Annotated in this window: 10 protein-coding genes; 2 read left to right on the top strand and 8 right to left on the bottom strand. The window is 56.9% G+C overall.

Annotated features, from left to right (window positions below):
* Positions 1 to 212: 212 nt before the first annotated feature.
* Both pyc and EKM04_RS02515 read right to left on the bottom strand, forming a co-directional pair.
* Positions 213 to 3,674 (bottom strand): pyruvate carboxylase, encoded by a 3,462-nt coding sequence (pyc, locus tag EKM04_RS02510; RefSeq protein ID WP_183896354.1) that lies wholly within the window; start codon positions 3,672 to 3,674, stop codon positions 213 to 215.
* Positions 3,675 to 3,794: 120 nt separating this feature from the next.
* Positions 3,795 to 4,532: a helix-turn-helix transcriptional regulator gene (locus tag EKM04_RS02515; protein WP_174154292.1), complete on the bottom strand. Its 738-nt coding sequence runs from the start codon at positions 4,530 to 4,532 to the stop codon at positions 3,795 to 3,797.
* 483 nt (positions 4,533 to 5,015) lie between these two features.
* Between EKM04_RS02515 and EKM04_RS02520 the strand changes: the two genes are divergently transcribed.
* Positions 5,016 to 6,791 (top strand): glucan ABC transporter ATP-binding protein/ permease, encoded by a 1,776-nt coding sequence (locus EKM04_RS02520; RefSeq protein ID WP_183896353.1) that lies wholly within the window; start codon positions 5,016 to 5,018, stop codon positions 6,789 to 6,791.
* 117 nt (positions 6,792 to 6,908) lie between these two features.
* Here the strand turns inward: EKM04_RS02520 and EKM04_RS02525 are convergent, their stop codons facing one another.
* The 5 genes from EKM04_RS02525 to EKM04_RS02545 all read right to left on the bottom strand — a co-directional run bounded on the left by EKM04_RS02525 (position 6,909) and on the right by EKM04_RS02545 (position 12,070).
* A complete protein-coding gene (locus tag EKM04_RS02525) occupies positions 6,909 to 7,574 on the bottom strand; it encodes a YiaD family glycine zipper/OmpA-like lipoprotein (RefSeq protein WP_183896352.1) in 666 nt (221 codons plus the stop codon).
* Positions 7,575 to 7,642: 68 nt separating this feature from the next.
* Positions 7,643 to 8,893 carry a flavodoxin-dependent (E)-4-hydroxy-3-methylbut-2-enyl-diphosphate synthase gene (gene ispG, locus EKM04_RS02530; protein ID WP_183896351.1) on the bottom strand — a complete coding sequence of 417 codons (1,251 nt, stop codon included), beginning with the start codon at positions 8,891 to 8,893 and terminating at the stop codon, positions 7,643 to 7,645.
* A 152-nt stretch (positions 8,894 to 9,045) separates the two neighbouring features.
* Positions 9,046 to 10,236 carry an MFS transporter gene (locus tag EKM04_RS02535; protein WP_183896350.1) on the bottom strand — a complete coding sequence of 397 codons (1,191 nt, stop codon included), beginning with the start codon at positions 10,234 to 10,236 and terminating at the stop codon, positions 9,046 to 9,048.
* Positions 10,233 to 11,054 carry a DeoR/GlpR family DNA-binding transcription regulator gene (locus EKM04_RS02540; protein ID WP_183896349.1) on the bottom strand — a complete coding sequence of 274 codons (822 nt, stop codon included), beginning with the start codon at positions 11,052 to 11,054 and terminating at the stop codon, positions 10,233 to 10,235. Before EKM04_RS02540 ends, EKM04_RS02535 begins: the two co-directional genes overlap by 4 nt.
* A 116-nt stretch (positions 11,055 to 11,170) precedes the next feature.
* Positions 11,171 to 12,070: a polyprenyl synthetase family protein gene (locus EKM04_RS02545; protein ID WP_183896347.1), complete on the bottom strand. Its 900-nt coding sequence runs from the start codon at positions 12,068 to 12,070 to the stop codon at positions 11,171 to 11,173.
* 235 nt (positions 12,071 to 12,305) lie between these two features.
* Between EKM04_RS02545 and mtgA the strand changes: the two genes are divergently transcribed.
* Complete coding sequence (gene mtgA / locus EKM04_RS02550; RefSeq protein WP_252094037.1) at positions 12,306 to 12,986, top strand: monofunctional biosynthetic peptidoglycan transglycosylase; 681 nt, start codon at positions 12,306 to 12,308, stop codon at positions 12,984 to 12,986.
* A gap of 5 nt (positions 12,987 to 12,991) precedes the next feature.
* Here the strand turns inward: mtgA and EKM04_RS02555 are convergent, their stop codons facing one another.
* Positions 12,992 to 14,014: an aldose epimerase family protein gene (locus EKM04_RS02555; protein ID WP_183896342.1), complete on the bottom strand. Its 1,023-nt coding sequence runs from the start codon at positions 14,012 to 14,014 to the stop codon at positions 12,992 to 12,994.
* Positions 14,015 to 14,046 lie beyond the last annotated feature (32 nt).

Consider the following 14,046-nt stretch of genomic DNA (forward strand, 5'->3'; position numbering starts at 1 on the left):
CGTTTCAACCAACCCGGAGGGCCGGGCATATTTCCGTCAGGACAAAGGCGATCGGCTCGACCGTACCTTAGGGTATGCCCTTCGCCAATCGCCTTTGTCCTGACGAAAATCTGCTCCGGCAGAACGTTTCCATTTAACAAGGAAACGCTCTAAAACCAGAATAGACGAAGCCCCGGAGCGATCCGGGGCTCTTTTCGTTTCAGAGGATAGATTTATTCGCCATAGGCGATCAACAAATCCTTGGCATCGATCTGATCGCCGGGCTTGACCAGAACTTCGGCAACCTTGCCATCGCGCTCGGCATGAAGCGCAGTTTCCATCTTCATGGCTTCGATAGACACAAGCACATCGCCTGCCTTCACGTCCTGCCCCTGATTGGCGAAGACGCGGGAGATGACGCCCGGCATCGGCGCACCAACATGGGCGGTATTGCCGGGTTCCGCTTTTCGACGGACTGCCGCGCTGGAAGCGCCCTGTGCCCGGTTCGGCACCTTGATGCGCCGTGGCTGGCCGTTGATCTCGAAGAAAACCGTGACCATGCCCTTGTCATCAGTGCCGGATGATGCCTGATTGACGATGACGAGCGTCTTCCCACGCTCGATATCAGCAAACAGTTCCTCGCCATCCTCCATTCCGTAGAAGTAGGCGTGGGTTGGTAAAACAGAGACTGGGCCGTAGGTCTCCGCGGCCAACGCGAAGTCGGTGAAAACCTTCGGATACATCAGGTACGAGGCAAACTCGAAATCGTCGACGGAGCGCTCCAATTTCGTTTCGATCTCCTTGCGCTCTGCGTTGAGATCGGCATCTTCAAGAAGCGAACCGGGACGAACCGTATAGGGTTGATCGCCCTTCAGGGCCTTTTTCTGCAATGCCTGAGGCCAACCACCGGGTGACTGGCCAAGATCGCCCTTCAACATGGAAACGACCGAATCAGGGAAAGAAACCTCCTTGTCGGGGTTCTCGACATCCGCAACCTTGAGGTCCTGAGAGACCATCATCAGCGCCATGTCGCCAACAACCTTTGAGGACGGCGTTACCTTGACGATATCACCGAACATCTGGTTGACGTCGGCATAGGTCTGCGCGACCTCGTGCCAGCGGCTCTCGAGACCCAGAGAACGGGCCTGTTCCTTGAGATTGGTGAACTGGCCACCCGGCATTTCATGCAGGTAGACCTCGGATGCCGGTCCCTTCAGATCGCTTTCAAAGGCCGCATATTGCCCGCGCACCGCTTCCCAATAAAACGAGATGCGACGAATCCATTCCGTATCGAGGCCTGTGTCGCGCTCGGTTCCCTTCAAGGCTTCAACGATAGAGCCGAGGCAGGGCTGAGAGGTGTTGCCGGACAGCGCATCCATGGCCGCATCCACGGCGTCCACACCGGCATCGACAGCCGCCAGAACCGTTGCGGCAGAAATGCCTGACGTATCATGCGTATGGAAGTGGATCGGCAGACTGGTCGCTTCACGCAAGGCCTTGAACAGGACCGTTGCGGCGGCCGGCTTCAGCAACCCGGCCATGTCCTTCACGGCGATGATGTGGGCGCCTGCCTTTTCCAGTTCGGCGGCGAGACCGGTATAATATTTGAGGTCGTATTTCGGACGCGCGGAATTGAGGAGATCGCCTGTGTAGCAGATCGTCGCTTCACACAGCTTGTTCTCTTCCGCGATCGCATCCATCGACACGCGCATGTTCTCGACCCAATTGAGGCAGTCGAAGACGCGGAACAGATCGACGCCGCCCTTTGCCGCCTGGCGTACGAAATATTTGACGACATTGTCCGGGTAGTTCTTGTAGCCGACGCCGTTTGCCCCGCGCAGAAGCATTTGCAACAACAGGTTCGGCGCGCCTTCCCGGATAAGGTTCAGCCGCTCCCATGGGTCTTCGGTGAGGAAGCGCATCGACACGTCGAAGGTCGCGCCACCCCAGCATTCCAGCGACAGAAGCTGTGGCAAGGCCTTGGCATAGACGCTGGCGACACGGGCGATATCATGGGTGCGGACCCGGGTGGCCAGCAGCGACTGGTGACCATCCCGCATGGTCGTATCCGTTACCAGAACGCGCTTTTCATTGCGCATCCACTCGGCAAAACCCTTGGGGCCCAAAGTATCGAGACGCTGCTTGGTGCCATCAGGTGTCGGTTTGTCGATATATGGAACAACCGGTGCAGGTGCGTTGACGGCTGGTTTAACGCGGCCTTTCGTTTCGGGATGTCCGTTGACAGTCACGTCTGCCAGATACGTCAAAAGCTTCGTCGCGCGGTCCTGCCGCTTGACCTGCTCGAACAGTTCAGGCGTCGAATCGATGAAGCGGGTCGTATAGGTATTTTCGACAAAGCTCGGATGGCTGATGATGGCTTCCAGGAAGGTGAGGTTTGTCGCCACGCCTCGAATACGGAATTCGCGAAGCGCACGATGCATACGCGCGATGGCTTCGTTCGGCTGGGGAGCCCAGGCTGTAACCTTCACCAGCAAGGGGTCGTAATAGCGCGTGATGATCGCGCCCGAATAGGACGTGCCGCCGTCCAGACGAATGCCGAAACCCGACGCCGAACGGTAAGCGGTGATGCGACCGTAATCAGGAATGAAATTATGCTCAGGGTCTTCCGTCGTGATCCGGCACTGAAGCGCATGACCGTTAAGGCGGATGTCCTTTTGCGCTGGCACACCCGACTCAGGCGTACCGATAGTTTCGCCTTCGAGAATGTGGATCTGTGCTTTGACGATATCAATACCGGTGACGACTTCGGTCACCGTATGCTCGACCTGGATGCGCGGATTGACCTCGATGAAGTAGAACTTGCCGGTATCGGCATCCATAAGGTATTCGATCGTTCCAGCACCGACATAATTTGTGGCACCAGCGATCTTCAGCGAATAATTCGCCAGTTCCTGACGGCGCTCGTCTGAAAGATAAGGCGCCGGTGCACGCTCGACCACCTTCTGGTTTCTGCGCTGGATGGAGCAGTCACGCTCAAACAGATGGACGACATTGCCATGCGTATCGCCCAGAATCTGGCTTTCGACGTGGCGCGCGCGCTCGAGAAGTTTTTCAAGATAGACTTCGTCCTTGCCGAATGCCGCTTTCGCTTCACGCTTGGCTTCGGTCACTTCGCGGGCAAGGTCCTCCTTTTTTCTGATAGCGCGCATGCCGCGACCGCCCCCGCCCCAGGACGCCTTGAGCATCACCGGGTAGCCAATCTCCTCGGCCATCCGCTCCACTTCTGCGATGTCATCCGGTAGAGGTTCGGTTGCCGGAACAACGGGTACACCGACGGAAATCGCCAGATTACGCGCGGCTACCTTGTTCCCGAGCCTGCGCATCGTGTCGGCGGTCGGGCCGATGAAGATAATGCCCGCTTCGTTGCAGGCCTCAACGAATTCAGGGCTTTCGGACAAGAGACCGTAGCCGGGATGGATGGCGTCAGCGCCTGAAAGCTTTGCAACCCGGATGACTTCGTCGATTGACAGATAGCTTTCGATTGGTCCCATATCCTTGGCCAGATGTGGGCCACGGCCAACTTGGTAACTTTCATCCGCCTTGAACCGATGCAGCGAAAGCTTGTCCTCTTCTGCCCAGATAGCGACCGTTTTGATGCCCAGTTCGTTGGCAGCACGGAATACGCGGATCGCAATCTCTGAACGATTGGCGACAAGGATTTTCGATATTTTCAAGACGGCCTCCCAAACCTCGCAAGCAAATGTGTTTGCTGCACCGCGAAATTAAGCAGTAATTGTCACGGTTGGAAAGGGCGTTTTTATCATAGTTCGTACGGATTGCGTGTCGGGAGATGTTTACGAGATAATGCCATGTCGAAGTGCAAGCGCCACAACATGTTGGCGATTTTTGGCCTCGAGCTTGCGCTGTATGCCGTTTATGTACCAATCGGATGTATGGCTGGAAATCGACAGGATCTTACCGATTTCGGGGGATGTCTTTCCCTGTGCAAGCAGCATCAACACATCCAGCTCACGACGGGTAAATTGCGTGACAGCCGGATCGGGAATGGAGAGGAGGTCGTTGGATTGCCCCGCAAATTCCAGCAGCCGCCAGAAAGCAACACGCATGGCCGTGTCGATGATGAACAGTTCTGAAGGGGAAAACAGTCGCCCTTCACCCAAGATGAAGGAACCGCCAAGCAAGCCGTTGCGTCCATGAACTGGAAAAGCATAGGCTTCTTTCAGACCAAACCGTGCGGCATCCTGAAACAGTTTGGCGGCCCGTTTTCGTTGCGTGGCCTGCGGTAAAAGGCCGACCACATCACGACATCGGAACGGCTGGTTCAAAAGGCCGAAAGACCGCTTGACCGGATCGATGCTGCCGTATTTTCTTTCCTGATAAACCTCCCGCCAACCCGCCGGCAGATGCTCTGCCAAAACATTACCCGTCAGCGTCAGATCCTCTGAATCGCGGCGCACGACCCTGTAATATTCGTAGCCCAGACTGCGGATCAGGTCGTGAAAAATGGAGAGGAACCGGTGCTGTGACTTTGCTTCGCTGCACACCGTCAAAAACTGAAAAACATCGTGCATTGAAGTGGATACCCTGAAATAAATAAAACAACCTTGAAAGGTTTTAAGGCGCCGTGTTTCGGACAATGTCCCAGCGAGACCTTGTCCCCAATATGGTTAGCAATATTTAAAGCCAAAATGCCATTTCTCGCATTGTGGCCGCGTTTTCGCCGCAGTCAACCGAAACGACACACAATGCTCTCGTTTAATGCCCGCGCGTGCCCTCCTTGAGACTAAAGTCTCAACTCGGAGACGGGTTTTAGACGCGACAAAGGTTCTGCTGCAGGCGTCTTCGTCAGACATTTGGAGCCACTTCTTAAGACCGCATGGTGTAAGACAATATTCGGGGCGTTTTCGGGTTTATCGCGGCCGTTAAGCGCCCATTCATGTAGAAAAAGCCATAAAACAATCACTTGAATATCCGTGCCGTTCAATAAAACGGTACGGAGTTTTGCGCTCCATAGAACAGCGCTACACGATGGATACGAAGACAGGATTTGAGAATTGACACTGTTTCAGGTTTATACTCGCGCCCTGCGATACCTCGCCGACAACAAGCTGCGTGTCACTGTTGTCGTCATCGCCAACGTCATCCTCGCTGCGATCACTATTGCAGAACCTATTTTGTTCGGGCGCATCATCGATGCGATCTCGTCCGGTTCTGATGCAACCAATATCTTGATCCTGTGGGCGGCCTTCGGTGTGTTCAACACCGTCGCCTATGTCGCCGTTGCGCGTGAGGCCGATCGTCTGGCCCACGGACGTCGTGCTTCGCTTTTGACAGAAGCGTTTGGCCGCATCATTTCCATGCCGCTATCCTGGCACCATCTGCGGGGCACATCCAACGCGCTGCATACGCTCCTTCGCGCCAGTGAAACACTGTTCGGCCTCTGGCTGGAATTCATGCGGACCCATCTGGCGACATTCGTAGCTCTCGCTTTGCTCATTCCAACTGCGATTTCCATGGATCTTCGCCTTAGCTGCGTCCTGATCGCGCTGGGTACCGTGTACTGGTTCATCGGCAAATGGGTGATGGAGCGCACGAAGGAAGGTCAGGCCTCTGTCGAGGAGCACTATCATTCCGTGTTTGCCCATGTCAGCGATTCGATCAGCAACGTGTCGGTACTGCATAGCTACAACCGCATCGAAGCGGAAACCAAGGCATTGAAGTCGTTCACCGAGCGTCTTCTCAGTGCCCAGTACCCCGTGCTTGATTGGTGGGCATTTGCCAGTGCGTTGAACCGCACGGCATCGACCTTATCCATGATGATCATTCTCATCATCGGTACGATTCTCGTGAAGAACGGCGAACTCAGAGTGGGTGACGTCATTGCCTTTATCGGCTTTGCGAACCTCCTTATTGGACGTCTCGATCAGATGCGTGCCTTTGCCACACAGATTTTCGAAGCACGCGCGAAGCTTGTTGATTTCTTCAAGCTGGAAGATTCCGTGCAGGAACGCGAAGAGCCAAGCGGTGCGATCGAACTCGGTCAGGTTTCCGGCAAGGTGGAGTTCCGCAACGTCGATTTTGGCTTTGCGAACACCAAGCAGGGTGTCCACGACGTTTCCTTCACGGCCAATGCAGGTGAAACGATCGCTATCGTCGGTCCAACGGGCGCTGGCAAGACGACGCTGATCAACTTGCTGCAGCGGGTCTATGATCCCAATAATGGTCAGATTTTCGTCGATGGCACGGATATCTCCACGGTTACCCGTCAGTCTCTGCGCAACTCCATTGCCACGGTGTTCCAGGACGCCGGTCTGTTGAACCGGTCTATTCGTGACAATATTCGCCTCGGACGTGATAGCGCGACCGATGACGAGATCACGCAGGCTGCGGCTGCGGCTGCCGCCACCGACTTTATCGACAGCAGGGCAAGTGGTTACATGACGCAGGTCGGCGAGCGTGGCAACCGCCTGTCTGGCGGCGAACGCCAGCGTATTGCCATCGCCCGCGCCGTCTTGAAGAACGCGCCCATCCTCGTCCTCGATGAGGCGACCAGCGCGCTCGATGTGGAAACTGAGGCACGCGTGAAGGATGCCGTCGATGCTCTGCGTAAGAACAGAACGACCTTCATCATCGCGCACCGCCTGTCGACCGTGCGTGACGCCGATCTCGTGCTGTTCATGGACAATGGTCGCATCGTCGAAAAGGGTACATTCGATGAGTTGAGCATGCGTGGCGGTCGCTTCTCGTCGCTGCTGCGCGCCAGTGGTCTGCTCAACGACGATGAAAAGACAGGTGCGCCCGTGTTGTCATTGCCTGCAAAGTCAGCCTGATTGGCGCTTTCCGACCATAGGACCGTTAGACAAAAAGAGCCCGGGATGTTCAGCACATCCCGGGCTCTTTTTGCTTATGATGGGCGGCGTACTCGAAGCCGGCCTTGCCGAATGTCCTCAGCCGTTTTGTGTTAGCGGGGAAATCAACACTTCCACACGACGGTTCTGGGCGCGGCCATCTGCCGTAGCGTTGGATGCAATGGGTTGGGAAGGACCGAAGCCCATGGTGGAAATACGACGTTGATCAACGCCACCGCGATCACCCAGATAATTGGCAACAGAAGCAGCACGGCGCTCGGACAGACCCTGGTTATGGGCAAGGCTGCCGGTGGAATCGGTGTGGCCGTTGATGTCGATATAGGTCTTGTTGAATTTGTTCAGAACGATCGCGACGGAATTCAGCGTCGGATAGAATGGCGGAATCACCTGATCCTGGTCCGTCGCGAAGGTGACGTTTGACGGCATGTTGAGAACGATGCTGTCGCCACGGCGCGTCACGGAAACGCCTGTTCCCTGAAGCTGCTGACGAAGCTCCGATTCCTGATTGTCCATGTAGCCACCAATGGCGCCACCGGCCAGAGCACCGATACCGGCACCGATCAAGGCATTGCGGCCCTTGTTGCCGCCACCGATGGCCAGACCGCCGACAGCACCTGCAAGGGCGCCGATACCCGCGCCGCCCGCCATGTTCGAAACTTTCTGCTCACCCGTGTAAGGGTCGGTCGTGGTGCAGGCAGAGAGATAGGTTGCGGCAAGCGCAAGAACGATAAACTTCTTGATCATGAATTCTAGTGCTCCGTGAGTTCACGTTAGGTAAGAGAGAAGAATTTCGGCATTTTCAGGGTCGAAACTCACTCTGCCGCATCCTTTTGGCCGAAACGTTTCTCGATGTAGTCGATAACAAGAGCTTCGAAATCCTTGGCGATATCGGGACCGCGGAGCGTCAGCGCTTTTTCGCCATCAATGAACACGGGAGCGGCTGGGTTTTCGCCGGTGCCTGGAAGCGAAATGCCGATGTCGGCATGCTTGCTTTCACCAGGACCGTTTACGATGCAGCCCATGACCGCGACGTTGAGCGCCTCGACGCCCGGATATTTATCGCGCCAGACCGGCATGTTCTTGCGCAGGTCATTTTGAATATTTTGCGCCAGTTCCTGAAACACGGTGGAGGTCGTGCGTCCGCAGCCCGGACAGGCCGCAACGACGGGAACGAACTGGCGGAAACCCATGACCTGAAGAATTTCCTGAGCAACCTGCACTTCGCGCGTGCGATCGCCGTTCGGTTCTGGTGTCAACGACACACGGATGGTATCGCCGATGCCGTGTTGCAACACGTAGCCCATGGCAGCGGAGGATGCGACGATGCCCTTCGAGCCCATGCCCGCTTCCGTGAGACCCAAATGCAGCGCATGGTCGGAACGTTCCGACAGCATCGAATAGACGGCAATCAGGTCCTGCACCTGGCTGACCTTGGCCGACAGGATGATGCGGTTGCGCGGCAGGCCGATCTCTTCGGCGAGTTCGGCGGAGATCAAAGCGGACTGAACGATGGCTTCACGCGTGACTTGACGCGCAGACAGCGGAAAACCTTCGTCCTTGTTCTTGTCCATCAAGCTTGTCAGCAGTTCCTGGTCCAGCGAGCCCCAGTTGACCCCGATGCGGACCGGCTTGTCATAGCGGATCGCCATCTCCACGATATCACCGAACTGCTTGTCCTTCTTGTCCTTGAAGCCGACATTGCCTGGGTTGATACGGTACTTCGCCAATGCTTCGGCGCAGGCTGGGTGATCGGCCAGAAGTTTGTGGCCGATATAATGGAAATCCCCCACCAGCGGCACATCAAGGCCAAGGCGCATCAGGCGATCCCGGATTTTCGGAACGGCAGCAGCACTCTCATCGCGGTCCACGGTAATACGGACGATTTCCGAACCCGCTCGGAACAGGGCTGCCACCTGCTGCACGGTGGCGTCGATGTCAGCCGTGTCGGTGTTGGTCATGGACTGCACGACCACCGGCGCCCCACCGCCGACAATAACGCCACCGACATTGACGGCAACCGAGGACCGGCGCGGCTTGGGATCGTAATCGGCGTGTGACGTCATGATTTTCTCTGATAATTGCGGTACATCTGGTCATTCAGGTGGAACACGGCGCGCGCCTTGTCAACATCGAAGCAACCAACTCCACTTTTACCGCAATCATGGCAAAATTCGAGATTTGTCTTTGCGAGACATTTCACTTTCTCGAAATCGTATCAGTGTCCGCTTGCACCATCCGCATGGCGGGCAAGCTTCGCCAACATGAAAACCACCACATGCAGAAGCGGCAGACCGATGAACACGGCGGCAAGGCCCGTATGTTCGGCGATGAAGCCGATGGCAGACGGTGCCACCAGAATGCCGGAGTATCCCATGGTCGTGACCACAGAAAGCGCAATGCCAGGAGCCATTCCCGGCATGTTTCCAGCCGCCGAAAAGGCAATCGGCACCATGTTGGAAATGCCGATCCCGGCAATTGCAAAGCCTGCAATCGCGATGAAGGCATTGGGTGCGAAACCGGCAATCAGGAGACCGACGATCGATATGGCGGAACAAAATTGCAAAGTACGGACGGCCCCGAAGCGATCACGCACCAGATCTCCTGCAAAGCGCATGATGGCCATGGTCAACGAGAACGCTGCAAATCCGAAGCCGGAAAGGGTGACCGAGGCGCTCAGTTCATTGCGCAAATAAAGCGCGCCCCAATCGAGGATGGCACCTTCCGGGATCATCGAAAACAGCGCCATGATGCCGATGATCCACGGCAATGGCGTCATGGGTAGTCCACCCTTGGGGCGTTCTTCTTCCGGATGAGGGCGATCAGTTTGTACCCTTGGCCAAGCAATGGCCAGCATTGCGGCTGCAATGATCGTCAGGGCAATGGCATGTCCGTAGACGCCAATCTTGGTGATTAACAAACCACCGAGGCCAGCACCGAGGAGGCCGCCCAGACTCCAGAATGCGTGACACGACGACATGATCGCTCGGCGCATGCCGCGTTCCACCACGACGGCATTGGCATTCATGGCAACATCCATGGCACCCGTCAGTCCCCCGAACACAAAGACGGCCACGACAGCTGCCCACAGTGGATTCGCCATGGTGATCAACAGCAGCGTCGGTACCATGATCAGCGCGACCGTCAGCGTGACGGTTCGCGAACCTAGACGGCCGATCTGAGAGCCCGCAATGGGCATAAAGGACAGCGACCCGAGGCCGTAGGCCAGGATGACGAGGCCCAGAGTGCTTTCGCTCAGCGAAAAACGCTTGGCAAATTCCGGGATCATCGGAGCCCAGGATCCCATCATGAAACCATTCATCAGGAACAGCAGGGAAACGCCGAGGCGTGTCCTCGTCATATAGGGGGTGCGGGCGGGTATAGGCGTTTGCGTGGCAGTGCCGGTCATCGGGACTGGTCCTTCGGTGCATGCGTATGAAATAAGCTGTCGGAAGACGATCCAGCCTGATGAATCTTGACGCCCGTACTGGCCAGAGCGCCGACCATGGTGAGATCGGCACCCTCCTCAAGAACGAGGGTAAGCGTCGAAGACAGTGAGGAAACATGGAAGGCGGAGGGGACCCCCAGCTTCTCGGAGGTTATGGCGGCAAGTGTCCGGGCGCTGGCTTCACAGGCAAGCCGCTTGAAGGTGGCATCTTCATAGATTTCGGCACAAAGTCCATCGACTGTCAGACCGCAGACGCCGACGATGCAAAGATCGGGCCGCATCTGTTCCAACTGCCGTATGGCCGTCGCGTCGATGGCCGCGCCGATGGCGGGATGGACCCGGCCACCGATCAGAATGAGATCGATGTCCGTATTTCCTTCCAGTTCGGCGGCAATGACCGGCGTGCTGGTGATCACGGTAAGCTTCAAACCCGCCCCAAGATTTTTAGCTATGGCCAGATTGGTGGAGCCGGCATCGATAAAGACCGTCATTCCGTCCTGTAAGAATCGAGCAGCAGTTCGGCCCAACGTCGCCTTGCGATCCGGCATTTCCGTCATACGGGTTTTCAGTGGGACGGTTGTTCTGGTCGCCAAAAGCGCGCCGCCGTAAACGCGCGTGCATTCTCCTCGGGCCGCCATCTCGCGCAGATCGCGCCTGACCGTGTCTTCCGAGACGTCGAACGTCTGCGCCAGTTCCTGTGACAGCACCCGACCGTGCTGTTGTAACTGCGCGTAGATCAACGCTTGTCTCTCGCTCACAAAATGGTCTGGCTTGCTCATTCGGAATCATTCGGCTAAATCGTGCATAAACATGCATACGATGGCAGGGATCATCGATCAAGCGATTTATGGCGAGCGGCTTTAAAAACAGGCGATGACTGGACTGGCGATGGAGGTCAGTTTTTGCGCTCGGCAACAAACCGTGCGGTTTCGATCAGGATATCCGCGCGTTTGCCATAGGGGGTCAGCAGATCCGAGGCTTCCGACACCAGTTCACGCAAACGGCTTCGACCCCAGTCCGATCCGCGCAGAGCAACCAATGTTCCCTTGCCCCGGGCGGCATCCTTGCCGGTCGCCTTGCCCATGGTGGCGGCGTCGGAGGTGAGATCGAGGAGGTCGTCGGCCAGTTGAAAAGCAAGGCCGATCTTTTCGCCGTAGCTGCGCAGACGCGTTCGCTCGGTGGAAATGCTTCCGGCGATGATCGCACCGGCTTCACAGGCAAAACGGATGAGGGCACCGGTTTTCATCGCCTGCAATGTAATCACGCCGCCCTCGTCGGGGGCTTGGCTCTCGGCTGCCAGATCGAGTGCCTGTCCGCCCGCCATGCCGCCGATACCCGCCGCTTTCGCCAATGCGAGGACGAGTGTGGCTCTGCGATCGTCGGGCAGGGTGGTCTCCGGTGACGCGATAATATCGAAGGCCAGCGTCAGCAGGCTATCGCCCGCCAGAATGGCCGTCGCCTCATCGAATTTCCTGTGAACCGTCGGCTGGCCGCGGCGCAGATCATCATTGTCCATGGCAGGAAGATCATCGTGCACCAGCGAATAACAGTGCAGGCATTCCAGCGCTGCGCCGACATGCAATGCGGCGGTGGCGTCACCACCCAAAAGAGCCGCGGTCTCGATAACCAGAAACGGCCGCAACCGCTTGCCACCGTTCAAGACACCGTGGCGCATGGCGTTGAGCAAATTTTCCGGGCGGGTGATTTCGTCGGTGCGCGGGTTGCTGGACAGCAAGTCGCCGAGCAAGGCTTCGGTTCTTGCCGCATTGTCGCGCAGCCGGGTCTCGAATGTCATCTTGCCTGTTTCCTTACCATGTCAGGTGACGATTGGCTCTTTCGCATGGGGAAAAATGGCTGGCAATCGTTTTTGTCAGCTGGATGTGGAACTTCGTTATCGACAGTAGCCTTGATGGTGTATGCGGAATATGAAAGGCTTCGATGGGTAGCCAAGTGGGGGCCAAGTTTTGAGCAGCACGCCGGACAGCGAGACGGATCACGAAACGCTTGTCGAGAGCGAGAGAAAACCTGATGTGGATGTGCGAAGTCTCGTGAAACGTATCCTCCTCTTCATTCTCGCCCTGCTGGTTTTGCCCTACCTGCTCATTGTCCTCTATGCCCTGCCTTTCATGCGTCCGGTTTCGACGCTGATGCTGGCCGATCTCGTCATGTTTCAGGGCTATGATCGACGCTGGGTGTCGCTCGACGAGATTTCACCACGGCTCGTTCAATCGGTGATGATGTCCGAGGATGGGCAATTCTGTTCCCACGGCGGGGTAGACTGGAACCAGATGCAGACAGTGGTCAACAGCGCATTGGAAGGTGAGGCCACGCGTGGTGCCAGCACCATTCCCATGCAGACGTCAAAAAACCTGTTTCTATGGAATGGCCGGTCTTTCATCCGCAAAGGGTTGGAACTGCCCCTGGCTGTCGTGTCCGACTTCGTCTGGTCAAAAAAACGGATGATGGAGATTTATCTCAACGTCGCCGAATGGGGGCCGGGCATTTACGGCATCGAAGCCGCTGCGCAATACCACTTCAAGGTCTCGGCCTCGAAGTTGAGTTCGCGGCAGGCAGCACTTCTTGCGGTCGCGCTGCCCAATCCGATTGATCGCGTTGCTGGAAAACCCGGCAGAGGAATGCAACGTCTGGCCGGCCTCATCGAAAGACGAGCCCGGGGTTCAGGCGCCTATGTCGGGTGCGTTCTGGACTAGGAACCTCAGCCTTTGGTGAAGATGTAGTCGGTTTCCTGACGAAGCGTTTCGCCGGGGCGCAGGATTGCCTTAGGGAAACCATCGTGGTTGACTGCGTCCGGCCAAATCTGGGTTTCGAGGCAAAGGCCCGCAAAAGGTCCATAGCGACGGCCCTCCAGGCCCGGCGCGCCGGTGTTCAACTTGAAGGCCGAGTAGAATTGCACGCCGGGCTCGGTCGTGTGCACTTCCAGCGATACTTTCGAGGCCGGTGCCGTGACACGCGCGACCCTGCGTTTGGCGACGCGCTCCGATGACAGGCAGAAATTGTGATCATAGGTCACCTGCTCGCCGTTTTCTTCCCGCTCGACGGGGACAGGACGGCGCAGATCGAACACGGTGCCATCTACGGGGCGGATTTCGCCGGTCGGGATTTGTCGATCGGTTGTCGGTAAATAATGGTCAGCGGCGATTTCGATTTCGTGGCCGAGCGTGGTTTGCGCGCCATCGAGATTGAAATAGGAATGCTGGCAGATGTTGGCGATGGTCGGCTTGTCGGTCGTCGTCTCATAGACCATCGACAGCACACCGCCTTCCCGGATCGTGTAGGTCGCGGTTACGGTACAATTGCCCGGATAACCAGCACGGCCATCCGGATCGACGATCTGCAGAACCACGTGGTCAGGGCCATGTTCCATCAGCAGCCAGTTGCGCTTGCCGATGTTGTCGCTGCCGCCGTGTAGATGGGTGACACCCTTTTCGTTCAGTTCGAGCTGATAGGTCTTTCCATCGATAGTGAACTTGCCGCTATCGATGCGGTTGGCATTGCGGCCCGGTGTGGCGCCGAAATAGGAGGAGTATTTCGGGTAGTCATCGAAATTGTCGAAGCCCAGAACGAGTGGCGGCTGGTGGCCGTCAAGGCGCAAATCCTGGATGACAGCACCCCAGGTCAGGACATGGGCCGTCAATCCGCCTGCAGAAATGGTGACACGCTCGACCTTTTCTCCCGATGCCGTCAGTCCGAAATTTTCCCGTGTTGCGCCATCGCTCATCGTCTTCATTCTCCCACTCGACACATATGGGC

The organism is Rhizobium skierniewicense Ch11, assembly GCF_023757665.1.
Classification (GTDB): Bacteria; Pseudomonadota; Alphaproteobacteria; order Rhizobiales; family Rhizobiaceae; genus Agrobacterium; species Agrobacterium skierniewicense.